19 protein-coding genes are annotated in these 21870 nt (G+C 72.8%); 10 read left to right on the top strand and 9 right to left on the bottom strand.

Annotated features, from left to right (window positions below):
• Positions 1-475: 475 nt before the first annotated feature.
• Both DEJ35_RS10270 and DEJ35_RS10265 read right to left on the bottom strand, forming a co-directional pair.
• A complete protein-coding gene (locus tag DEJ35_RS10270) occupies positions 476-730 on the bottom strand; it encodes an acyl-CoA carboxylase subunit epsilon (RefSeq protein WP_051596908.1) in 255 nt (84 codons plus the stop codon).
• Positions 730-2325, bottom strand: coding sequence for an acyl-CoA carboxylase subunit beta (locus DEJ35_RS10265; protein WP_110861265.1), 1596 nt, complete (start codon positions 2323-2325; stop codon positions 730-732). The genes DEJ35_RS10270 and DEJ35_RS10265 overlap by 1 nt, the downstream gene beginning before the upstream one ends.
• Before the next feature lie 74 nt (positions 2326-2399).
• Here DEJ35_RS10265 and DEJ35_RS10260 point away from each other — a divergent pair, with 74 nt between their 5' ends.
• The 4 genes from DEJ35_RS10260 (at position 2400) to DEJ35_RS10245 (ending at position 7084) form a co-directional block, all read left to right on the top strand.
• On the top strand, positions 2400-3200 hold the full coding sequence (locus tag DEJ35_RS10260) for a biotin--[acetyl-CoA-carboxylase] ligase (protein WP_220035368.1): 801 nt from the start codon (positions 2400-2402) through the stop codon (positions 3198-3200).
• 4 nt (positions 3201-3204) lie between these two features.
• Positions 3205-3753 (top strand): PH domain-containing protein, encoded by a 549-nt coding sequence (locus DEJ35_RS10255; RefSeq protein WP_181420097.1) that lies wholly within the window; start codon positions 3205-3207, stop codon positions 3751-3753.
• A gap of 83 nt (positions 3754-3836) precedes the next feature.
• On the top strand, positions 3837-5144 hold the full coding sequence (locus DEJ35_RS10250) for a UDP-glucose/GDP-mannose dehydrogenase family protein (RefSeq protein WP_110861261.1): 1308 nt from the start codon (positions 3837-3839) through the stop codon (positions 5142-5144).
• Between the two features lie 56 nt (positions 5145-5200).
• Positions 5201-7084, top strand: a complete 1884-nt coding sequence (locus tag DEJ35_RS10245) for a hypothetical protein (RefSeq protein ID WP_111192676.1) — start codon at positions 5201-5203, stop codon at positions 7082-7084.
• Here the strand turns inward: DEJ35_RS10245 and DEJ35_RS10240 are convergent.
• Positions 7062-8600, bottom strand: a complete 1539-nt coding sequence (locus tag DEJ35_RS10240; protein WP_111192675.1) for a DUF2142 domain-containing protein — start codon at positions 8598-8600, stop codon at positions 7062-7064. The two genes, DEJ35_RS10245 and DEJ35_RS10240, sit on opposite strands and share 23 nt — an antisense overlap.
• A gap of 10 nt (positions 8601-8610) precedes the next feature.
• The gene (locus tag DEJ35_RS10235) at positions 8611-9129 is read right to left on the bottom strand and encodes a GtrA family protein (RefSeq protein WP_110861255.1); all 519 of its coding nucleotides are present in this window, start codon (positions 9127-9129) and stop codon (positions 8611-8613) included.
• A 113-nt stretch (positions 9130-9242) separates the two neighbouring features.
• Here DEJ35_RS10235 and DEJ35_RS10230 point away from each other — a divergent pair, with 113 nt between their 5' ends.
• The 5 genes from DEJ35_RS10230 (at position 9243) to DEJ35_RS10210 (ending at position 15239) form a co-directional block, all read left to right on the top strand.
• Positions 9243-10379, top strand: a complete 1137-nt coding sequence (locus tag DEJ35_RS10230) for a 5-(carboxyamino)imidazole ribonucleotide synthase (RefSeq protein WP_110861253.1) — start codon at positions 9243-9245, stop codon at positions 10377-10379.
• Between the two features lie 203 nt (positions 10380-10582).
• Positions 10583-12556 (top strand): glycoside hydrolase family 6 protein, encoded by a 1974-nt coding sequence (locus DEJ35_RS17450; protein ID WP_220036887.1) that lies wholly within the window; start codon positions 10583-10585, stop codon positions 12554-12556.
• Between the two features lie 75 nt (positions 12557-12631).
• The gene (locus DEJ35_RS10220) at positions 12632-13780 is read left to right on the top strand and encodes a glycosyltransferase (RefSeq protein WP_146244774.1); all 1149 of its coding nucleotides are present in this window, start codon (positions 12632-12634) and stop codon (positions 13778-13780) included.
• A 54-nt stretch (positions 13781-13834) separates the two neighbouring features.
• On the top strand, positions 13835-14302 hold the full coding sequence (gene purE / locus DEJ35_RS10215; RefSeq protein WP_111192673.1) for a 5-(carboxyamino)imidazole ribonucleotide mutase: 468 nt from the start codon (positions 13835-13837) through the stop codon (positions 14300-14302).
• A 175-nt stretch (positions 14303-14477) separates the two neighbouring features.
• Positions 14478-15239: a glycoside hydrolase family 16 protein gene (locus tag DEJ35_RS10210; protein WP_110861246.1), complete on the top strand. Its 762-nt coding sequence runs from the start codon at positions 14478-14480 to the stop codon at positions 15237-15239.
• A gap of 25 nt (positions 15240-15264) precedes the next feature.
• Here DEJ35_RS10210 and DEJ35_RS10205 read toward each other — a convergent pair whose 3' ends face one another.
• Positions 15265-16407 (bottom strand): glycosyltransferase family 1 protein, encoded by a 1143-nt coding sequence (locus tag DEJ35_RS10205; protein WP_111123604.1) that lies wholly within the window; start codon positions 16405-16407, stop codon positions 15265-15267.
• Positions 16408-16464: 57 nt separating this feature from the next.
• On the bottom strand, positions 16465-17520 hold the full coding sequence (locus DEJ35_RS10200; protein WP_110861241.1) for a YbhN family protein: 1056 nt from the start codon (positions 17518-17520) through the stop codon (positions 16465-16467).
• Positions 17521-17549: 29 nt separating this feature from the next.
• Between DEJ35_RS10200 and DEJ35_RS10195 the strand changes: the two genes are divergently transcribed.
• On the top strand, positions 17550-18731 hold the full coding sequence (locus tag DEJ35_RS10195; protein WP_111192672.1) for a glycosyltransferase family 4 protein: 1182 nt from the start codon (positions 17550-17552) through the stop codon (positions 18729-18731).
• A 121-nt stretch (positions 18732-18852) separates the two neighbouring features.
• On the opposite strand, the gene DEJ35_RS10190 is transcribed toward DEJ35_RS10195, so the two are convergent.
• The 3 genes from DEJ35_RS10190 to rfbD are packed head-to-tail and all read right to left on the bottom strand — an operon-like array spanning position 18853 to position 21809.
• The gene (locus DEJ35_RS10190; protein ID WP_111192671.1) at positions 18853-20004 is read right to left on the bottom strand and encodes an acyltransferase; all 1152 of its coding nucleotides are present in this window, start codon (positions 20002-20004) and stop codon (positions 18853-18855) included.
• 9 nt (positions 20005-20013) lie between these two features.
• A complete protein-coding gene (locus DEJ35_RS10185) occupies positions 20014-20961 on the bottom strand; it encodes an NAD(P)-dependent oxidoreductase (protein ID WP_111192670.1) in 948 nt (315 codons plus the stop codon).
• Positions 20958-21809 carry a dTDP-4-dehydrorhamnose reductase gene (rfbD, locus tag DEJ35_RS10180; RefSeq protein ID WP_111056090.1) on the bottom strand — a complete coding sequence of 284 codons (852 nt, stop codon included), beginning with the start codon at positions 21807-21809 and terminating at the stop codon, positions 20958-20960. The genes DEJ35_RS10185 and rfbD overlap by 4 nt, the downstream gene beginning before the upstream one ends.
• Positions 21810-21870 lie beyond the last annotated feature (61 nt).

The raw sequence follows: 21870 nt of genomic DNA, 5'->3' as shown, positions 1-21870 counted from the left end.
GTGGCGGCCCCGCCACGGGCCTCCCGGCCGTCACGTGGTCGCGCCGGGCCGGCGCGGGCACGGACACGACCATGTCGTTGTCGTCCGACGTCGACGGTGTCGTTCCGCGTCGGCCCCGGCAGCCGCTCCGACACCCGCCCACAGCCGCAACACGCCCCGGAAACGGGGAACGGGCCGGTCGGATACCGACCGGCCCGTTCACGACCCGAGGCTGAGCGACAACCCGAATGTCGCCCTGCCTCGCAGCGGGCGGTGGCTTCGTACCCTAGTCGGCCACCGTCCTGCGATGTCTTTCGTTGAAGGACACCGAACACCAACTACTATGCCCACGCACGAGCTGCATGTCAGTCGTCATTATGGGGGACAATTCCGGCAGTTCCGGTCCGTATCCGCTGATCGTGTCCCCCGAGTGAGGGGATACCGACCGGGAAGTGCGCCCTGCAACCGTTCCGGTCGCGTGCGCGCCAGGGGTACATCAGCGGAGCGATCGGCCCCAGGCGCCCGGTCCGTGGTCGAGCGGGCGGCGCAGTCCGCGGGCGGCGGCGTCCCACCCCGTGCGGGGCTCGACGACCACGGCTGCGCGTCCGGCGGCAGCGGCCTCGTCGGCCTGGCGCTGCAGGACGGCCACGACGGCGGCGAGCTCCTCGGGTGTGGGGTCGCCGGAGACCACCCGGACGTCCGCCACCGAGGCGGGCTCGTCCGAGGGCACGGCTGCTGCGTGGCGCCCCATCAGAGGGGGATGTTCCCGTGCTTCTTCGGCGGCAGCGTGGCGCGCTTGCCCCGCAGCGACCGGAGGGCCTTGATGACCGAGACCCGGGTGGCGTGCGGCTGGATGATGCCGTCGAGCTCACCGCGCTCTGCTGCCAGGTAGGGCGACGCGACGTTGTACGTGTACTCGTTCGCGAGCTTCGTGCGGACCGCGGCGACGTCCTCGCCGGACTCCTCGGCGCGCTTGATCTCGGCGCGGTACAGGATGTTGACGGCGCCCTGACCACCCATGACGGCGATCTCGGCGGTCGGCCACGCCAGGTTGATGTCGGCACCGAGCTGCTTGGAGCCCATCACGATGTACGCGCCGCCGTAGGCCTTGCGGGTGATGACGGTGACGAGCGGGACGGTGGCCTCGGCGTAGGCGTACAGCAGCTTCGCGCCGCGGCGGATGACGCCGGTCCACTCCTGGTCGGTGCCGGGCAGGTAACCGGGCACGTCCACCAGGGTCAGGATCGGGATGCCGAACGCGTCGCAGAACCGCACGAAGCGGGCGGCCTTCTCGCCGGCGTCGATGTTCAGCGTGCCGGCCATCGCCTGCGGCTGGTTCGCGATGATGCCGACCGTGCGGCCCTCGACCCGGCCGAAGCCGATCAGGATGTTCGGGGCGAAGAGCGGCTGCACCTCGAGGAACTCACCGTCGTCGACGATGTGCTCGATGATCGTGGTGACGTCGTACGGCTGGTTCGTCGAGTCCGGGATCACGAGGTCGAGCTCGTGGTCGGCGTCGGTGGTCTCGAGCTCCGGGGCGACGTCGTAGGCCGGCGGGTCGGACAGGTTGTTGTCCGGCAGGAACCCGATGAGCGAGCGCGCGTAGTCGAGCGCGTCGGTCTCGTCCTCGGCCAGGTAGTGGGCCACGCCGGAGACCGCGTTGTGCGTCTGGGCGCCGCCGAGCTCCTCGAAGCCGACGTCCTCGCCCGTGACGGTCTTGATGACGTCCGGACCGGTGACGAACATGTGGCTGGTCTTGTCGACCATGATGACGAAGTCGGTGAGGGCGGGGGAGTACACCGCGCCGCCCGCCGCCGGGCCCATCACGATGGAGAGCTGCGGGATGACGCCGGAGGCCTGGGTGTTCAGGCGGAAGATCTCGCCGTACTTGCCGAGCGCGACCACGCCTTCCTGGATGCGGGCGCCGCCGGAGTCGAGGATGCCGATGATCGGCACGCCCGTCTTCAGCGCGTGCTGCATGACCTTGATGATCTTCTCGCCGGCGACCTCGCCGAGGGACCCGCCGAAGACCGTGAAGTCCTGCGCGTAGACCGCGACGTTGCGGCCGTGGATCGTGCCGACGCCGGTGACGACCGCGTCACCGTAGGGGCGCTTGGCGTCCATGCCGAACGAGGTGGTGCGGTGGCGCACGAACTCGTCGAGCTCCACGAAGGAGTTCTCGTCGAGCAGCTGCTCGATGCGTTCGCGCGCGGTGCCCTTGCCCTTCGCGTGCTGCTTGGCGATGGCGGATTCGCCCGCGGCGGTCACGGCCTCGTGGTACCGGTCGCGGAGGTCGGCCAGCCGGCCGGCCGTCGTCGACAGATCGGGGGTGTCTCCTGAAGTCACCCGCTCACCCTACCGGCGGGTGGGACGCTGCCGGTTGGAGGACCCCCACGGTTCCTGCCCGTACATTTGCGTGCATGTCCACATCCCCGTCGCCGTCGTTCCCCGCCACCAGCGAGGCTGTCCGGTCGGCGGGTGCGACGATGACCACCCCCGCGGAGACCGGGTCCACGAACGCGGACCTGCTCGCCGGCGCCCCGGAGCAGCGGCACGGGAGCGTCGTCGCGACCCTGCACCAGACCGCGGGGCGGGGTCGGCTCGACCGCACCTGGGCCGCTCCGGCCGGTGAGACGCTCGCCGCGAGCGTGCTCGTCCGTGCGGACCTGGACGACCACGACCGCGGCTGGCTGCCGCTGGTCGCCGGCGCGGCGATGCGCGACGCGATCGCGTCGGTGCTCCCCGCCGGCGCGGACGTCGTCGTCAAGTGGCCGAACGACGTGCAGGTCGCCGGGGACAAGGTGTGCGGGATCCTCTGCCAGGTCGCCGCCGACGGCAGCGTCGTGGTCGGGGCCGGCGTGAACCTGACGATCCCGGCGGATCGGCTGCCCACCCCGACGTCCACCTCGCTCCTGCTCGCCGGCGCGGTCGACGACGCACCCGCCCTGGCCGACGCGGTCCTGTCCGCCTTCCTGCGGTCCGTCCTGGAGGCGGTGGCCGGCCTGGTCACGGGTGGTCCCGCCGCCGAGACGGTCCGGTCCCACGTCCGTGCGGCGTGCGGCACGATCGGTCGCCGCATCCGCCTCGAGCTGCCGGACGGGACGGTCGAGGAGGCCGACGCGACCGGCATCGACGACGCCGGTCGCATCACGATCCGGGACCAGGCGGGCGTCACCAGGGGCGTCGCGGTGGGAGACGTCACCCACCTGCGGTATGCATGACGGCATGACCGCCGAGCCCCCGCCCGAACGTGTCGTCGCGCGCCTGCGACCGCACGCTCGTCGGCTGGTGCGCCCGGCGGTGTTCGTCGTGCTCGTCACCGCGGCCGGGGGGTTCGGCTTCGGCGTGTTCCAGGCGCAGTTGGCGTGGCTGAACGCCGTCGTCGCGCTCGTCGTCGTGGTGCTCGTCGTGTTCGGCGGTGCCGTCCCGCTGTTCCGCTGGATGTCGGAGCGGTACGTCGTCACCACCCGTCGCCTGGTCGTGGTCAACGGACTCGGCACCCGGACCCGACGGGAGCTCCTGCACTCCCGCGGCTACGACGTCACCGTGCGGCGCCGCGGGCTGCAGGGGCTGTTCCGCTCCGGCGACGTGCTCGTGTTCCCCGGGGACGACCCGGCGGTGGTCCTCGCCGACGTGCCGCACGCCGACCTCGTCGTCGCTGTCCTGCACGACCTGGTGGAGGCGTACGAGGCCAGGCGACGGCACCGTGAGCCGGACTGGGACGAGATCGTCGGCGGTCCGGAACGTCCGCCGTGGGGTGACGTGCGGGCCTGACCCCGGCCGCCGCGAGCGTCGCCGTGGGCGTCGCAGCGGGCGCCGTGATGAGAGTTCGGCGAGAAACCGGTACCGTCTTCGACGTGCGTATCTCTGTGATCGGCTGCGGCTACCTCGGTGCCGTGCACGCCGCCTCCATGGCCAAACTCGGACACGAGGTCGTCGCCGTGGACGTCGACCCCACCAAGATCCAGCGGCTCGCCGCGGGCGAGGCCCCCTTCTTCGAGCCGGGCCTGCCCGAGATCCTGACCGAGGCCCTCGAGTCCGGTCGGATCCGCTTCACCACCGACATGGCCGAGGTCGCCGGCGCCCGCGTGCACTTCCTCGCCGTCGGCACCCCGCAGGGTCCGACCGGTGCCGCAGACCTGACCTACGTGGACGCCGCCGTCGCCGCGCTCACCCCGCACCTGTCCGCCGGCGAGTTCGTCGTCGGCAAGTCGACCGTGCCCGTCGGCACCGCCGCACGCCTGGCCGCCGAGGTCAGCGAGGCCGTCCCCGGTGCCACCCTCGTCTGGAACCCCGAGTTCCTGCGTGAGGGCTTCGCCGTGCAGGACACCATCGCGCCGGACCGCTTCGTCTACGGCGTGCCCGACGGCGAGGCCGGCGAACAGGCCGTCGCCGCCCTCGACGAGGTCTACGCCGAGGCACTGTCCACCGGCACGCCCCGACTCGTCGTCAACCTGCCCACCGCCGAGCTCGTGAAGATCAGCGCCAACGCCTTCCTCGCCACGAAGATCTCGTTCATCAACTCGATGGCCGAGATCGCCGAGGTCGCCGGTGCCGACGTCACGGCGCTCGCCGACGCGATCGGCCACGACGCCCGCATCGGCCGGAAGTTCCTGAACGCCGGCCTCGGCTTCGGTGGCGGCTGCCTGCCCAAGGACATCCGTGCGTTCCAGGCGCGGGCGAACGAGCTGGGCGTCGGGGAGTCCCTGGCGTTCCTGGCCGACGTCGACGCCACGAACCTGCGCCGTCGCGCCCACGTCGTCGAGCTGGCGCAGGAGCTGCTCGGCGGGGTCGTCAGCGGCAAGCGCGTCGCGGTGCTCGGCCTGGCCTTCAAGCCGAACTCCGACGACGTCCGCGACTCGCCGGCCCTCGACATCGCGGCCCGCCTGCACGAACTCGGCGCCGTCGTCTCGGCGTACGACCCCGAGGCCGTCGTCACCGCGCGCCGCGTGCGACCCGAGCTCGACTACGTCGAGAGCGCTGCCGAGGCGCTGGGGGGAGCGGAGCTGGTGCTCGTGCTCACCGAGTGGACCGAGTTCCGCGAGCTCGACGCGACCGCCGCTGCCGCGCTCGTGGCGTCGCCCGTCGTCATCGACGGCCGCAACTGCCTCGATCGCGACGCCTGGACCGCGGCGGGCTTCACGTACCGCGGCATGGGGCGCTGAGCATCATCCCGGGGGGCGGCAGCACGGGCATCGCGGACACAGACACGGGGACGACCGTGCCGCCACGTGCTGTCGCGCACGCGGCCGGGCCACGGACGCGGGAGCGGGAGCGTCACCGTCGTCGGTTCGGCGCGTTCCACGAGGGGCGGCACCCGTCGCGTTCCTCGATCCTGGCCAACGCTGCGCTGCTGCTCGTCGCCGCGGTCCTGGTCGGCGTCGTGGCCTACCGCACGCGGCTCGAGGTGACCAACATCGACGGCATCTCGTACATGTCGATCGCCGAGCAGTACGCCGGCGGGCACTGGGCCGAGGCGGTCAACGGCTACTGGTCCCCGATGGTCTCCTGGCTGATGGCACCGTTCCTGGTCATGGGGTCCGGACCGAGCACGGCGTTCGCGATCGTGAACCTGGCGGCGAGCACCGCCGTGATGGGCATCGGCGCGTGGCTGCTGCTGCGGACGACCGGCAACGGCTGGACCGCCGCGTGGTCGATCGTGGCGACCGCCCCGCTGATGCTGGCGAACGTCGCCCTGCAGACGCCGGACACCCTCGTGCTGCTGTGGGGCCTGCTCTTCGTGTGGTCGTTGCTCGCGGCGGACCGCGCGTGGCACGGCTCGGTCCGGCGCATCGTCGTGGCCGCGGCGGTCGTCGGACTGGTGTGCGCCATCGGGTACTGCACGAAGGCGTTCCTGGTCCCCGTGTTCCTCGTGGTGGTGCCGTCGTGGGCGCTCGTCCGGTGGTTCCAGGACCGGCGGGACGCACGAGAACCGCGGTCGCTGCTGCTGCCGGTGGTCGCGCTCCTGACGGCGGTGTTGTTCTCCGCGCCCTGGGTGGGGGCGCTGTCGGCGAAGTTCGGTGGCATCGAGCTCGGATCGTCACTGACGGTCAACGTCTCGAAGAAGTTCTCCGACACGTCCGGCAAGGACTACCAGGAGGTCCGCATCCCCTCGCCGCCGAACGGGCTGGCGGTGTCGCCGAACGAGGACCGCACCCCGTCGCTGTACGAGGCCGGCGTGTACACCGCCGAGCGCGAGCTGCCGGTCCGGCTGCCTGCGGGCACACCGGTCGCGGCCGAGCCCGCCGAGAGCAACACGACGACGCTCGTCGGCAAGGTCCGGTACTACGTCGAGCAGCGCCTCGAAGCGCTGCCCTTCTACTTCACCCGCATCGGCTCGTTCGCGCCCTTCACCCTGGCCATCGGGGTGGTGTTCGTCGGTGCGGCCGTCGCCGGGGTGGTGCACTACCGGCGGTTCGTCTTCGCGAGCATCGTCGGGCTGTTCTCCGGCGTGTACCTGCTCGGGTACGCGGGCATCGCGACGGTGGAGACGGCGGGCGGCAACGCGCGGTACTACCTGCCGCTCTTCACGGGCTCGGTGCTCGTCGCCGGCGCCCTGCTGCCCACGTTCTGGCGCGCGGTTCGGCGCGGCCGACGCATCCGGAAGGTCGTCGCCGTCCTCGGCTGCGTGCTGGTCGTGGTCGCGTCGTACAGTCAGAACGTGAACGGTGTCCGCGCCCCGTTCTCGACGTACGACGTCCGCCCGTCGGGCATCCCGGCCGGACAGGTCCTCGGCGAGGTCATCGACCCCGACGAGCCGCTGGTCGACGCGCTCTTGGCGTCCGACGTCATCCCCGCCGGCAGCAGGATCCTCGGCACGAACACCCGCAACACGGTGCTCGTGGCGTTCCGGCTCGGTGCGCAGATGTACGGCGAGGACGGGCAGGCGTACGACTACCAGGACCCGGCCTTCGTCGGCCTGCTCCGCGAAGCGGGCGTGCAGTACTTCCTGAACTACACGAACCCGCGCGACCCGCAGGTCCGCGACTACTCCGCCATCGGAGCGGTGGTCGGCTCGTTCCCGGTGTACCAGGTCTGCTCGGACGCCAAGGGCGCCCCGCAGCAGTCCTGCTCCGTGGACGTCATCCGGGTCGCCGAGCGCTGACCCCGACGGGCCACGGCCGCCACACCCCGCCCACGCCGACCGTGATCCCGGCTGCGACGAGGACCGCGACCAGGAGCACCACGGCGAACGGCACCGGACCGGTGGCCGCGTACTGCCCGACGCTCGTCGCCGACAGGGGGCCGTCGGCGGCGTTCCAGAACCAGGCGCTGACGACGGCGAGCCCCCAGAGCCCCACCGCCGGCAGCGCGACGGCGAGCGACCGGGTGAGCACGGTCCGTCCGGCGCCCGGCCCCGTGAGCCGCCGCCACGCGAGGGCACTGAGCGCGACGAGGCACACGAGTGCGGGGAACAGGTAGCGGCCCTGGGTGCCGGCCACCTCGGTGGTGTCCAGGTACGCCCGGGCGCTGCTCGCCGTCTGCAGGAGCAGCAGGAGTCCGGGGAACACCGCGAGACACACCGCCGGCACCAGGGTGGGTCCGCGCCGGAACGCCCAGCCGACGAGCACGACGAGGGCGACGGCGGTCAGGACGGCGGTCAGGGTGTCACCGATGCTCACCTGCGCCCGCTGCCCGGGGGACCCCCAGAACGTCCGCGCGAGCGTTCCCCAGCTGACGTCGAGGAAGTGCCCGGGTGACGGTTGCTCACCCGCCGGGAACGGACGGTCCGGCCGGATCGCGGCGTAGCCGTCGGGTTGCAGCGTGTGGAACACGAGGAGGTTGCGCACCCACCACCACGCGCCGATCGCCCCCGCCACGACGAGTGCGGCGGCCGTCCGGAGGGAGCGTGCACCACGGGTCAGCGTGCCCGCGCCCGCGACGAGCACCACGAGCGCCACGAAGGGGATCGCTGGCAGCCCCGTGCCCTTCGTCGCGACGAGGAGTCCGAGCGCCACGGCGAGGGCGAGCAGGGTCCGGCGGCGGAGGTCGCCCGTGAGCAGCCGGGTCGCGAGCCACACCACCGTGCCGCCGAGCAGGAGCACCGGGGCGTCGTTCGTCACCGACGCGCCGACGGACGCCAGCTGCGGCACGGCGAACAGGGCGAGCGCGCCGAACAGTGCCGCGCGCGGCGAGCGGGTCACACGGCGGACCGCTGCCCACGTCAGCAGCGCGAGCGGGGTCACGAGGGCGGCGTCGAAGAGCCGGAGGGCGACGAGCGCGTGGTCCCAGCGCAACGAGCCGTGGTGCAGGACCCGGAGCACGGCGGCGTCCGCCAGGTACGCCGTCGGTGGGTGCTGGGTCATCTGGTTCACCGTCGGGGAGTCGCCGGGGTGCTCCTGCAGCAACGCGCTGACGGTCGACCAGGACGATGCATCGGCGGAGGCCTGCTCCTGCTGCGCGGCCGCGACGGCGTTCGACACGTGCAGGGTGCCCGGGTCGGGCCAGCCGGAGCCGGTCGCGACGTGCAGGGCGGCGTCGAAGTGGGCCGGTTCGTCCGGTGCTTGGAACACCGGCACGACGAGCGCCCAGAGGACGAGCCAGAGACCGAACGCGGCGGTCAGCGCCGCGGTCCGCAGGGCCTCCGCCCGGGTGACGAGGGGGTGCGGTGCGTGTTGCATCGCTTCGAGACTAGTGGCCCGACGCCTCGGACCGGGCCGTCGTGGCGACGGTCGCGTCCTCGACGGTGTCGGCTCCGGTGCGCTCGTCCGGTCCGGTGCGTCCGGCGCGCTCCGGGTGGTAGACCCACACCTTGTAGAGCCAGAAGCGGAACACGGTGCCGAGCAGCAGCCCGATGACGTTGCCGGAGATGTTGTCGGCCAGCGCCGACGTGAAGCCGAGGACGTAGTGGGAGACGGCGAGGCAGCCGAGCGAGATGACCATGCCGCCGAGGGACACGACGACGAACTCGACCCCCTCGCGGGTGGCCACGGCCCGTCGCTGCTCGCGGAACGTCCAGTACCGGTTGCCCATCCAGTTCACGAAGATGGCGACCGTCGTCGAGACCACCTTCGCCCAGAACGGTCCCGAGTGCACGTCGTCCGGGTTCAGCAGGGTCGACCGCAGCACGTTGAACACCGTGGTGTCCACGACGAAGCCGACGGCACCGACGACGCCGAAGCGTGCCAGTTGGGCGATGAGACGCCGCACGAGCCCTCCAGGATCCGTAGAGTTGTGACCGGTCGGGCAGAGCGCGACCCGAACAGCGATTGTAGACAACGCGTTCACACCGCACGGTGGGAGCGCCGGAAGGATCACACAGCATGGCGTTGCGCGTCGGGGTCATCGGTGGGGGACAGCTGGCACGGATGATGGTGCCGGCCGCGGTCGAACTGGGGATCGACATCCGGGTGCTCGCCGAGGGGCCGGGCATGTCCGCAGGCATCGCCGCCACCGCCGAGGGCGACTACCACGAGGCCGCCACGGTGCTCGAGTTCGCCCGACAGGTCGACGTCGTGACCTTCGACCACGAGCACGTGCCGCAGGACGTCCTGCGCAGCCTGGTCGCCGCGGGCGTGGCGGTCCATCCCGGTCCGGACGCGCTGGCCGTCGCCCAGGACAAGATCACCATGCGCCGCCGGCTGAGCGAACTCGGGCTGCCGGTGCCCGACTGGGCCGCCGTGCACGGTCCCGACGAACTCCGTGCCTTCCTCGCCGAGCACGGTGGCCGAGCCGTCGTCAAGACCCCGCGGGGCGGCTACGACGGCAAGGGCGTCCGGGTCGTCTCCGACGCCTCCGACGTCGACGACTGGTTCATCGCGGTGGCCGAGGCCGGCGGCGACCAGGCCCTCCTGGTCGAGGAGCTCGTCCCCTTCACCCGCGAGCTCGCGCAGTCCGTGGCGCGCCGACCCTCCGGACAGGTCGTCGCCTGGCCGCTCGTCGAGACCGTGCAGCGCGATGGGGTCTGCGCCGAGGTCATCGCACCGGCCCCTGACAGCGCCGGCCGGATCGCCGACCTGACCGAGTCGATCGCCGTCCGCATCGCCGAAGAACTCGGGGTGACCGGCGTGCTGGCCGTCGAGCTGTTCCAGACCGACGACGAACGCATCCTGATCAACGAGCTCGCGATGCGTCCGCACAACACCGGGCACTGGACCATCGACGGCGCCACCACGAGCCAGTTCGAGCAGCACCTGCGAGCGGTCCTCGACCTGCCGCTCGGAGCCACCGGCTCGTTCGCCCCGGCGTCCGTCATGGTGAACGTGCTCGGCGGACCCGCGGACGGCGACCTCGCCGCCCGGTACCCCGCAGCGCTCGAGGCCTTCCCCGAGGCGAAGTACCACTTCTACGGCAAGGCGCCCCGGCCCGGCCGGAAGATCGGGCACGTCACGGTGCTCGGCGACGACGTCGACGAGGTCGTCTACCGCGCCCGTGCGGCCGCGGCGCACTTCGACGACTGAGGTCGCGTCCTCGACGTGACCGGATGACGGACGGGAGGCCCGTGGCGACGCCGCCACGGGCCTCCCGTCCGTCACGGGTGCGGGACACACTTGTCGGTCGCTCTGCGGACACCCCCTCGGGTGCCACCCGCTCGGGAGGCTGGCGGGGGTCGGGAGCGCGTGTTCCCCTGGAAGGGTCCGCGCCCACCGTCCAGGGAGTCTCCATGCGCCGCCGCCCGCGCCGTGCCGCCGTCTGCGGCGCCGCCGTCGCCCTCGTCGCAGCCGTCGCCGGACTGCTGCCGACCGCGACCGCGTCCGCAGCGACCTCGGCCGCCACCATCCGCTCGGCCACGTCCGCGTCGCTCTACGGCGCCGGGCCGTACCGGTCGCCCACGAGCGAGGCGGCGAAGGCGCAGGCCGCCCTCGCCGCCACCGACCCGGCCGGAGCCGCTGCGGCGGGGACCATCGCCGGCTACCCCGTCGCCACCTGGCTCGGTGACTGGAGCCAGGGCACGCAGCTGACGAAGACCATCAGCACCGCCCTCACCGGGGCTGAGCAGTCCGGCACCACCCCGGTGTTCGTGCTCTACGCGATCCCGGACCGCGACTGCGGCGGGTACTCCGCCGGCGGCTTCGACGAGCGCTCCTACGACGCCTGGGTCGACCAGGTCACCGCGGCGCTCGCCGGGCACCGCGCAGCCGTCATCGTCGAACCGGACTCGCTCGCGATGCTCAGCAACGCCAAGTGCAGCACCGCGCTCGACGAGCAGCGCTACCGGATCCTCTCCCGCACGGTCGCCGGGCTGACCGCCGCCGGGGTCCCCGCCTACCTGGACGCCGGCAACTCGAACTGGGTGCAGCCTGCGCTGATGGCGTCACGGCTGAACAGCGCGGGCGTGCAGCAGGCCCGGGGGTTCTTCACGAACGTCGCGAACTACTACCCGACCGCCCAGGAGCAGGCGTACGCGCAGAAGGTGTCGGCCGCGACCGGGGGCTCGCACTACGTGATCGACACCTCGCGCAACGGGCAGGGCTGGCGCGGCACCTGGTGCAACGGGCCGGGCGCCGGGCTCGGCACGTCGCCCCGGGTGGTGTCCGACGGCACGGCGCTCGACGCCCTGCTGTGGGTGAAGACCCCCGGCGCGAGTGACGGCACCTGCAACGGTGCCCCGGCCGCCGGCAAGTGGTTCTCGGCCTACGCGCAGGCGCTGGTCGCGAACGCCCGGCTCGGGGTGCGGACCGCCGACCTGGCCCCGCGCGGTGCGCTCGAGGCCGTCGTCGGTGCCGGAGGCGGTGTCCGCGTGCGCGGCTGGGCCTTCGACGAGGACGACCCGACGCAACCGGTCCGGGTCCGGGCGACGGTGGACGGTGTCTCCGCCGGCGTGCTGAGCGCGGACCGCACCCGCCCGGACGTCGACGCGGCGTACGGCGTCGGGGAGACCCACGGGTTCGACACCGCGGTGCCGGCCGCCGAGGGCTTCCGCCGGGTCTGCGTCACCGCGGTGAACATCGGCGCGGGGTCCGACGCCGACCTCGGGTGCGCGAGGGTGCGTGCCCACCGGCACGACCCGTACGTCGGCCTCGAGTCGGTGAGCGTCGCGGTCGGTGGCGTCGCCGTGACGGGCTGGGCGTTCGACGGGGACGCTCCGGACACGGCCAGCACGGTCGCGTTCACGGTCGACGGTCGGGTCGTCGCGTCCCGGTCCGCTGGTCGGGCCCGGGCCGACGTCGACCGGACCTGGGGCGCCGGTCCCGCGCACGGGTTCGCCGAGATCGTGGCGGCGGGGGCGGGGAAGCACACCGTGTGCGCGATCGCCCGGAACATCGACATCGGCGCGGACCGGACGGCGAGCCCGTGCCGGAGCATCACGGTGCCCGTCGCAGCCCCGGTCGGCCGACGCGACGCGGCGTCGTCGGGATCCGCCGGCCGGGTCAGCGTCCGGGGGTGGGCGTTCGACCGTGACGCCGTGCAGCGTCCGGTCACGGTGCGGGTCAGCGTCGGCGGCCGGGTCGTCGGCAGTCTCGTCGCCGACCGGCAGCGCAGTGACGTCGACCGTGTCCACGGCGGCGGCGAGCACCACGGGTTCACCGGGTCGGTGCCGGTCGCGTCCGGGAAGCGGTCGGTGTGCCTCACCGCGGTCGGGATCGGGAAGGGCGGCGACACGTCGCTGGGGTGCGCGACGGTGCAGGTGCGCTGACCGCGACCGCGACCGCGACCGGAGCGGTTGCCTGGGCGACCGCGACCGTCCGGCGGGTGCGGGAGAATGGCACCCATGCCGCGTGATCTCCTCCGCCGGGCCGCCCGTCGACTCCGCCGCGCCGTCGTCGGTGCCCCGCGTCCCGATGCCGAGCACGAGCGTCAGCCCGAGCAGCAGCAGGCGCCGGCCGCTCCGGCCGCGCCGCTGCCGGTCCTCGGGTACGTCGTCGCGGGCGGGGACGGTGCACACCCCGCGTCCGCCCACGTGCGCGTCGTGCGCCGTGTGGAGCACCTGTCGTCCGCCGGTGCCGCCGAGGTCCGACAGGTCGATCCCGTGGCCTTCGTCGCGGGCACGGACACCACTGCGTACACCGCGGTCCTCGTGCAGCGCGACGTCCTGCCGCGCACCGTCGTGCAGCCCTTCCTCGAGACCGCGGCGCGGCGGGGGATCCGGGTGGTGGCCGAGGTCGACGACGACTTCTTCACGGCGTCCGGCCGGGCACGGCTTGCCCGTGCCGAGTACGACCCGGACCGCCTGGCCTCCATCGACGCCCTGGTGCGCGGCGCCGACACCGTGATCGTGAGCACGCCGGAGCTCGCGGAGGTGGTGCGTCCCGTCGCCCGGCACGTCGTGGTCGTGCCGAACGCCCTCGACCCGGGGTTGTGGACGTCCGGCGCGACCGAGGACGACGACGAACGGCCGACCGGCGAGCACCGCGTGCTGTACATGGGAACGCTCACCCACGCCGCCGACCTCGAACTGCTCAGGGACGTCTTCGCCGACCTGGCCACCGCCGACGGCACCCCGATCCGGCTCGAGGTCATCGGCGTCACCGAGGACGGTGACGCCGACTGGTTCCGCCGGATCGAGGTGCCCGACGGCCACTACCCGGCGTTCTCCCGTTGGCTCGTCGCCCACCGCGCGCGCTGGCGTGCGGGGGTCGCGCCGCTGCGCGACGAGGAGTTCAACCGCGCGAAGAGCGACCTGAAGTTCCTGGAGTACACGGCACTCGGGCTGCCGGCCGTGGTCTCCGACCGACCGTCGTACGCCGTGGCCGGGCGGTACGGAGCGGTCGGGGTCCCCGACGACGTCGACGCCTGGCGGGCAGCCGTCCGCGGCGCGGTCGAGCGTGGGGCGCCCGACGAACGGGCCGAGCGGTGGGTCCGCGACGCGCGGACGATCGGCCGTGACGGTGACACCTGGCGGCGGGTGCTGCTCGGCTAGGCTCGGCGTGTGACCGACTCCGCAGCCCCAGCACAGCCGCTCGTCTCGATCATCATGGGATCGGACTCCGACTGGCCGACCATGCGGGCTGCGGCCGACATCCTCGCCGAGCTCGGCATCCCGTTCGAGGCGGACGTGGTGTCCGCGCACCGCACCCCCGACAAGATGACCCGCTTCGCCAGGGGTGCCGCCCAGCGGGGCATCCGTGTCGTGATCGCCGGTGCCGGTGGGGCTGCCCACCTGCCCGGCATGGTGGCCTCGATGACGACGCTGCCCGTGATCGGCGTGCCCGTCCAGCTCGCACGGCTCGACGGACTCGACTCGCTCCTGTCGATCGTCCAGATGCCCGCCGGCATCCCGGTCGCGACGATGGCGATCAACGGCGCGGCGAACGCCGGACTGCTCGCCGCACGGATCATCGGGTCCTCCGAGCCCCGTGTCGCGGCGCGGCTCACGGAGTACGCCGAAGGACTCGAGCGCCTGGTCGAGGAGAAGGCCGCGCGCCTCCGCGACTCCCTCTGACGTCCGCTGCGCTCCCCGCACCATCCGGCACCCCTCGTACTGGGGACGCCCTGGCGAAGTCAACCCCCCGCGCAGGATGGACAACGCAACTACCGTGGACCGCGGACGGCCGAGGGTCGGCCGTCCGGCGCCCACGGGAACGGGTGCGAATCGTCATGTCAGGGAGTGACAGCTCATGCAGAAACGCGCGATCACGAGAGCCGCACTCTCAGTCGTGCTCCTGGGAGTCGTGCTGGTCGCCGGGCCGTTCGGTCAGGGGAGCGCCGCCTCAGCAGCGAACACGTCCGCGCCGGTCGGGAACATCGGCAAGTTCAAGCAGACCTTCCGCGAGGACTTCCGCACGACCGCGGCGGCCAAGGGGAAGTTCGCCGCGTCCTACGCGAAGTCGTGGCAGCCCTACCCCGACGGGACCGGCGGGATGTACTACTCGGGGACGCAGATCAGTGCGATCAACGGGAACATGGACGTCCGTCTCGACGGCAAGCGCGGGGCCGCCGGCACGTTCGGCTCGCCCACGGGAGCGTGGGGACACAAGGGCGGGAAGTTCACGGTGCGCGCCATGGCCGCCGGTGGCAACGGGAACGGCGCCGCCTTCATGCTGTGGCCGACGTCGGACAAGTGGTCGGACGGGGAGATCGACTACCCGGAGTCCAACTTCGAGTCCGCACCGATGCTGCACCAGCACTCGATGACGCCCGGACGTGAAGCGACGGCGACCAGCCTGAGCACCGGGACGTCGTGGCGTTCGTGGCACACCTACTCGATCGAGTGGATCCCCGGGAAGTCCGTGTCGTACTCGCTCGACGGGAAGGTCATCAAGACGATCACCAAGGACGTCCCGACCACCGCGCACCGCTACATGTTCCAGGTGGGCAACTGGGGCGGGCTCGGCCACCTGTACATCGACTGGGTCACGACCTACTCGTACACGGGCTGACCGCCGGACGGGCAGCTGCACGCCGTCAGAGGTCGGCGTGCAGCTGCCAGGTCTCGGCGGCGGAATCGCTCCAGTCGTACATGCGCGCGCGATCGGGGCCGGCGACGGCCAGCTGCCCCGCGAGCAGGGGGTCGTTGACCACCTGGTAGACGGCCTGCGCGAGCCGCTCCGGGTAGGACTCCTTCGGACCACGGGCGACCGTGACGCCGGCGTCCGACGCGACCTCGGACACGGCGGGGTCGTCCGAGTGCACGACCGGGGTGCCGAAGCTCATCGCCTCGATGACGGGCAGGCCGAACCCCTCGGCCAGGCTCGGGAACACGAACACGGTGGCCCGGTCGTAGACCACGGCGAGGTCGGCGTCGTCGATCCGCCCGAGCACCTTCACCCGGTCCCGCGAGAGACCGGCTCGTTCCGCCGTGCCGTACACGTCGACGTCGCCCCAACCGTCCGGGCCGGAGATGACGAGGGGGATGTCGGCAGGCGCGTCGGGGTGCGCCATCGCCTCGATCAGGGATCCGAGCGCCTTCCGTGGCTCGAGCGTGCCGACGGCCAGCACGTACCGCTCCGGCAGCCCGAGCCGCTCGGCGCGGAGATCGGCGTCGACGGGCAGCCGGAGCCGCCCGCTCGGCGCTCCGCCGATGACCCGGAGCCGGTCGTCGAACCGGTGGATCTCGTTGAGCGCACTCGCGACCGCGTGGGTCGGCACCACCACGGCGTCGGCGTGCTTCCACGCACGCTTGACCATCGCCTTGTGGAAGTGGACGCCGCGCGGCGTCAGGGTCTCGGGGTTGGTCCACGGGACCGTGTCGTGCACGGTGACGACGGTCTGCCGGCCCGGGTCCTGGAAACGGTCGTGCCGGACCAGCGGGGCGAGCACGCTCGGAGCGTGCACCATGCCCTTCGCCAGGCCGCCGACGATCCCGCCCTGCCAGGCGAGGGAGAGCTCGCGGCGGGGGAGCGGCAGCCGGTCGAGGTCGGCGAGCCCGGGCAGCAGGGTCCGGATGTGGGCGAGTTCGTCGCGGCCCACCGCCGAGACGACCCCGGACACCTCGCAGCCGACGGGGGCGTGCTCGATGAGGTGGCGGGTGAGCTCTTCGGCGTACCGACCGATGCCTCCGGGGACCGGGGCGACGACCTGGTCCACGATGACGTGGAGCGTTGTCATGTGGTGCGCCTCCTCGTGGTGCTGCCGTGCGCGCGGCGCGGCCGAACGCCGACCCTATCAGTCGGCACGGGGCGCTCCCGGGGCGCCACCGCCCAGCGCGGCGGCGGCCGACTTCCGGCGGTGGCGCGCTGCGAGCAGCGCGCCGACCCCGGCCAGCACGACGTCTCCGATGGTCATGAAGACCCGGCTGATGACGGCGAGGGCGAGCGGCGCCGATCCACCGGCCACGCTGCCGAGGAGCAGGACGAGGATGCCCTCGCGCGGCCCGATGCCCGCCGGGGCGATGACGACCACGAACCCCACGAGCCAGGCGACGGCGTACGCGCCGACGGCCACCGGGAAGAGCGCGGGCGAGTCGGCCCCGAAGACCCGCAGCACGAGGGTGGCCTGGACCCCGTACGCCAGCCACATGACGAGCGACCAGACGAGCGACATGACGGTGCCCGTCCACGTGAGGGTGGTGTCCTGGGCGGGGCGACGCAGGACCCGGAACGCGACGGCGATGAGGCGACCGAGCACCGGCGGGGTCAGGCAGACCAGCCCCACCACGATCACCGGGATGAGCCACCAGAACGTCGCGAACCCGGTGGAGGAGGCCAGCAGGACCGCGACGATCCCGACGACGGCCGCGGTGACCATGCTCACGAGCATCGACGCCAGTGCCGCGACGGCGCTGCCGGTGCGCTGCAGGCCGTGTGCGCGCCCGAGTTCGGCCTGAGCGGCGATCGACCACACGCCGCCGGGGATGTACTTGCCGAGCTGGCCGACGAAGAAGATCGAGGACGCCGCGGCGAGGCGCACCCGGAACCCGCTCGCCGACATCATGGCCCGCCAGGAGAGCATGTTCGCCACGAGGGCGACGATCGTCGCGGCGACGCCGAGGACGATCGTGAGGGCGTCGAGCCGCACGAAGTCGCGAGCGATGTCGTCCCACTGCCGCGCGATGCTCCAGACCAGGAACGCGAGGGCCACGACGGCCGCCACCCACTTGACGACGGTGAGCACACGGGCCCGCCGTCCGGTCGTCGGGACGGCGCCGATCGCGGCGTCGGCGGAGGTGTCGAGCGGGTCCGGGGACCCCGCGGCCGACCCCGTAGGCTGTTGTGCGTCCATCGACCGACAACTCTAAGGGAGCGCGCTGGATGCGACCCGATCCGGAACTCCGCCCGACCCTGCTCGTCGCTGCGTCGACCTTCCCCGCCGAGGCCGGCGACGGCACGCCCGGCTTCGTGCTCGACCTGGCGACGGCACTGTCGGACGAGTACCGCGTGGTGGTGGTCGCCCCGATGACGAAGGGCGCCCGCGCGCACCAGCGGATCGGGGACGTCGAGGTCCGTCGGTTCGGCTACTTCCCGTCGCGCTGGCGTGACCTGGCGGACGGCGCGATCGTCGACAACCTGCGGGCGAAGAAGTCCCGCTGGCTGCAGGTCCCGTTCTTCTTCGTCTCCATGGCCGCCGCGCTCCGGCGCGAGCGTCGCCGCTCGCAGCCCGACGTCGCGCTGCTGCACTGGATCATCCCGCAGGGAGCCGTCGGCCGTGTCGTGCTCGGCGACCTGCCCCGCGTCGTGACCACGCTGGGCGGCGACCTGTACGCGCTGCGCCACCCGGTCCTCCAGGCCGTCAAGCGGTCCGTCATCCGCAGCGCCGCGTCGGTCACCTGCATGAGCACCGACATGGCGCGCGAACTCCGGAAGCTCGGCGCCCGTGACGACCAGGTGCACGTCGTCCCGATGGGTGTCGACCTCGACCCGATCACGCGCGCCGTCGAGCGCGAGGCCCGGGTGCCCGGCCGGGTGCTCTTCGTCGGCCGCCTCGTCGAGAAGAAGGGCGCGACCGTCCTCCTCGACGCCCTCGACCGCATGGCCGAGCAGCCGACCGAGGTGGCCGTGGTCGGGGACGGTCCGCTGCGCGCCCAGCTGGAGGCCCGTGCCGGTTCGGCCGTGACGTTCCTCGGGGCGCAGGGGAAGGAAGCGCTCGCGTCCGAGTACGCGAAGGCGGCGATCGCGCTCTACCCGTCGGTGCCGGCCGCCAACGGTGACCGCGACGGCCTGCCGGTGGCGCTCCTCGAAGCCATGTCGGCCGGCTGCGCCATCGTCGCCTCGGCGGTCCCCGGCATCGTCGACGTCGTCGAGGACGGCGTGAACGGACTGCTCGTCGAACCCGGCGACGCCGGTGCGCTCGCGGCGGCGATCGACCGCCTGCTCGCCGATCCCGCGCTGGCCGAACGGCTCGGCCGTGCCGCGGCCGACACCGCCGCGGCACACACCGTCGGCGCCGTCGGCGACCGGTACCGCACCCTGCTCACCGCCGCGCGCGCCCGGTAGTCAGGATCGTCCCCTCGACCAGGTGACGCGACCACGGGCGGCCCGGAGGCGCGTGGCGGCGCCGTCACGCGCCTCCGGGCCCGCAGGGTCGTTCCGTCCCGTTCCCGCGACCTGACGTCCGTCAGGCTGCGCGGCGGTCGTCGTCCGGGAGCCGTGCGTCGTCGGCGCGGGCGGGCGGGCCGCCGACGCGTCCGCGTCGCGCCGTGATGGTCCGCGCGACCCGTTTGGCCAGCCGGTGCGCCGGCAGCTCGACGAGCCGGGCGAAGAGCCCGGCGACCACGACGGCGACCGGGATCGCCACGAGCATCGTGAGCCACGGCACCGAGGTGGGCAGCAGGTAGGCGACCGACACCGTGATCGGCTCGTGCACCAGGTACAGGCTGAACGAGAGCCGTCCGAGCGCCCGGGGGACCGGTCCGAGCATCACGCGTTCCGCCGGCAGCCACTTCCCGCACAGCAGGACGATGAGCCCGGCCGAGGCGACGACCACCATCGGGACGTGGATGCCGACCAGCGAGCGGGGGAGCCACCACTCGAACGTGATGCCGAGCACCGCCAGCACGGCGAGGGCCCAGCCCGGGCCACGCCGGATCTCGGGGATCCGCTCCCACCCGGCTGCCAGGGCGGACCCGAGCAGGAACATCGGCAGGTACATCAGCCAGTCCTCGCGGTACTGCCGACCGAGTGCCGAGAGCAGGAGCGCGGCGATCGCGGTGAGCCACCACACCCGGTGCGTGGCCTTCGCGATGAGCACGAAGAGCGGCAGCAGGAGGGAGAACGCGACCTCCCACGTCAACGACCAGAGCGGACTGTTGAGTCGGGTCGGCGCGAACAGGGTGAGGTCGCCCAGCAGGCCGCCGGCGGTGAGCGGTTCGACGTGCCGGAGCAGCCAGCCCGAGGCCCCGGCTTCGGGGGTCCGGGGGACGAGCAGGAACAGGGCCAGCGCCAGACCGACCGAGGCGATCACGGGGATGTAGAGCCGGAGCAGGCGGCTCGGGTAGTAGGCGATCCAGTCCTGTGCGCGACGGAGTGCGGGGAGCGTCAGCACGAAACCGCTCAGGACGAAGAAGACGAAGACCGCTTCGCCGCCGGCCCAGAACAGGTGCAGGGGCGTGTCGACCAGCCAGGCGCGGTTCGCCGGGATCGGCTGGCCGTTGTTGCCGTCGGAGAGCGTCGGCACCACGAGGAGTCCGTGGTGGATCAGGACGACGGCGGCGGCGACGCCACGGAGTCCGTCCAACGACCCGATGCGGCCCGCGGGGCGATCACGCATGCGGCGATCCTACTGCTCGGCGGGTTCGGCCCCGACCGGTGCGCGACGGGCGCGGATGGCTTCGACGGTCGTCGCGACCCCCTGCGGGAACGGGACGAAGGTGCGGTCGCCGACCTGCGGCAGCACCTCGGACCGCATGCGGAGGTCGAGTCCCTGGAACGTGGCCGAGGGGTCGGCGCCCTCGCGGATGTCCAGGCGGCTGCCGATCGCCTGCTCGACCGCGTCGATGACCTCGGCGATCGTCGCCGGCTGTCCGGAGGCCAGGATCTTCGTGACCGCGGCCGCAGGGGGGGCCTGCTCGACGAGGTCGATGGTCCGGAGCACCATGTCGACGGCGTCGTCGATGTACAGGTAGTCGCGGGTGGTCGACATCGGCACGTAGATCGACGACGGCCGGCCCTCGAGGTGGGCGAGGGTGAGCTGCGAGACGAGCCCCTGCGGCTTGCCGAGGTTCGCGCCCGGTCCGTAGAGGTTCGAGATCCGTCCCACCACGAGGCGCGTGCCGGTCTCCGCGGCCCAGGACCGGAACTGGGCCTCGGCAGCGAGCTTCGCATGGCCGTAGGGAGCCAGCGGGAGCGGTTCGGTGCCTTCGTCGAAGGGCGGTTCGGCGCTGCCGGCGTAGACCGCTCCGGCCGACGACGCGAAGAAGAGCGTGCCGTCTCCGGACGGGTCGTCCCGGGTCGCGTCGAGGACCCGGGCGATCAGGCGCTGCTCCTCGTCGAAGACGTCGGCTCCGGTGGCGACGACCCCCGTGCCCGCGCACCACAGCACGCGCCAGCGGCCGGGCTGCGACCGCACCGAGCGGAAGGCGTCGACGAGTGCCTCGACGGCGGCGTCCTGGTCGTCCCACGGCACGCGGGCGGCGATGGTCGCTGCGTCCGAACCGACGAGTGACCGGTGCACGGCGCCGCCGAGGAACCCGCCGGCGCCGACCACCAGGGTGGACGGCTGGGTCATGCGCGGAAGATCCCGGCCTCGGTCGCCGCGTGCAACGCCTCGCGCCAGTCGCGCATCGGGGCGAGGCCCGCGCGCGACCAGGCGTCGTGGCCGAGCACGCTGTACGCCGGGCGGGGCGCCGGACGGACGAAGGCGCCGCTGTCGGTCGGCAGGACGCGCTCCGGGTCGAGACCGTTCTCGGAGAAGATCGCCCGGGTGAAGTCGTACCACGAGCCCTGACCGCTGTTCGTGCCGTGGTAGATGCCGGCGGGTGCGTCGGCGTCGAGGAGCTCGACGATGCGTGCGGCCAGGTCACCGGTCCAGGTGGGCTGTCCGACCTGGTCGGTGACCACGCTCACGGTGTCGTGGGACGCCGCGAGCCGGAGCATGGTCGCGGCGAAGTTGGGTCCGTGTGCGCCGTAGATCCACGCCGTCCGGACGACGTACGAGGAGTCCGGCGCGATCGCGCGGACGCGGGCTTCGCCGACGGCCTTGGACCGGCCGTAGGCGTTCAGGGGGTCCGTGGGGGCGTCCTCCGCGTAGGGAGCGGTGCCGTTGCCGTCGAACACGTAGTCCGTCGAGATCGTCACGAGCTTGGCCCCGTGCCGCACCGCGGCCTCGGCGAGCAACGCCGGCCCGTCCGCGTTCACCGCGGTCGCGGTGTCCTCGTGGGTCTCCGCGTCGTCCACCTTCGTGTAGGCGGCCGAGTTGATCACGACGTCGTGCCCGGCGACCGCGGCGTCGACGGCCTCGGGGTCGGTGATGTCCAGCTCGGCACGGGAACGGGCGGTGACGTCGCGGCCGGCCAGGGCGTGCTGCAGGTCGTGGCCGAGCATGCCGGCGGCGCCGGTGATGAGGTACCGGGTCATGGTGTCGCTTCCGTGTCGGGGGTGGCGGTCGAGAGGGGTCGGCCCAGGAGCACGCCGGTGT

The organism is Curtobacterium sp. MCPF17_051, assembly GCF_003234595.1.
Lineage (GTDB): Bacteria > Actinomycetota > Actinomycetes > Actinomycetales > Microbacteriaceae > Curtobacterium > Curtobacterium flaccumfaciens.
This window is presented reverse-complemented; position numbering and strand designations above follow the sequence as displayed.

What these genes read in the sequence shown, in the direction of transcription:
- DEJ35_RS10270 (WP_051596908.1), bottom strand. Translation starts at nt 730, where the DNA reads ATGGGGCGCCACGCAGCAGCCGTGCCCTCGGACGAGCCCGCCTCGGTG.
- DEJ35_RS10260 (WP_220035368.1), top strand. Translation starts at nt 2,400, where the DNA reads ATGTCCACATCCCCGTCGCCGTCGTTCCCCGCCACCAGCGAGGCTGTC.
- DEJ35_RS10255 (WP_181420097.1), top strand. Translation starts at nt 3,205, where the DNA reads ATGACCGCCGAGCCCCCGCCCGAACGTGTCGTCGCGCGCCTGCGACCG.
- DEJ35_RS10240 (WP_111192675.1), bottom strand. Translation starts at nt 8,600, where the DNA reads ATGCAACACGCACCGCACCCCCTCGTCACCCGGGCGGAGGCCCTGCGG.
- DEJ35_RS10230 (WP_110861253.1), top strand. Translation starts at nt 9,243, where the DNA reads ATGGCGTTGCGCGTCGGGGTCATCGGTGGGGGACAGCTGGCACGGATG.
- DEJ35_RS17450 (WP_220036887.1), top strand. Translation starts at nt 10,583, where the DNA reads ATGCGCCGCCGCCCGCGCCGTGCCGCCGTCTGCGGCGCCGCCGTCGCC.
- DEJ35_RS10220 (WP_146244774.1), top strand. Translation starts at nt 12,632, where the DNA reads ATGCCGCGTGATCTCCTCCGCCGGGCCGCCCGTCGACTCCGCCGCGCC.
- purE (WP_111192673.1), top strand. Translation starts at nt 13,835, where the DNA reads ATGGGATCGGACTCCGACTGGCCGACCATGCGGGCTGCGGCCGACATC.
- DEJ35_RS10210 (WP_110861246.1), top strand. Translation starts at nt 14,478, where the DNA reads ATGCAGAAACGCGCGATCACGAGAGCCGCACTCTCAGTCGTGCTCCTG.
- DEJ35_RS10205 (WP_111123604.1), bottom strand. Translation starts at nt 16,407, where the DNA reads ATGACAACGCTCCACGTCATCGTGGACCAGGTCGTCGCCCCGGTCCCC.
- DEJ35_RS10200 (WP_110861241.1), bottom strand. Translation starts at nt 17,520, where the DNA reads ATGGACGCACAACAGCCTACGGGGTCGGCCGCGGGGTCCCCGGACCCG.
- DEJ35_RS10195 (WP_111192672.1), top strand. Translation starts at nt 17,550, where the DNA reads ATGCGACCCGATCCGGAACTCCGCCCGACCCTGCTCGTCGCTGCGTCG.
- DEJ35_RS10190 (WP_111192671.1), bottom strand. Translation starts at nt 20,004, where the DNA reads ATGCGTGATCGCCCCGCGGGCCGCATCGGGTCGTTGGACGGACTCCGT.
- DEJ35_RS10185 (WP_111192670.1), bottom strand. Translation starts at nt 20,961, where the DNA reads ATGACCCAGCCGTCCACCCTGGTGGTCGGCGCCGGCGGGTTCCTCGGC.
- rfbD (WP_111056090.1), bottom strand. Translation starts at nt 21,809, where the DNA reads ATGACCCGGTACCTCATCACCGGCGCCGCCGGCATGCTCGGCCACGAC.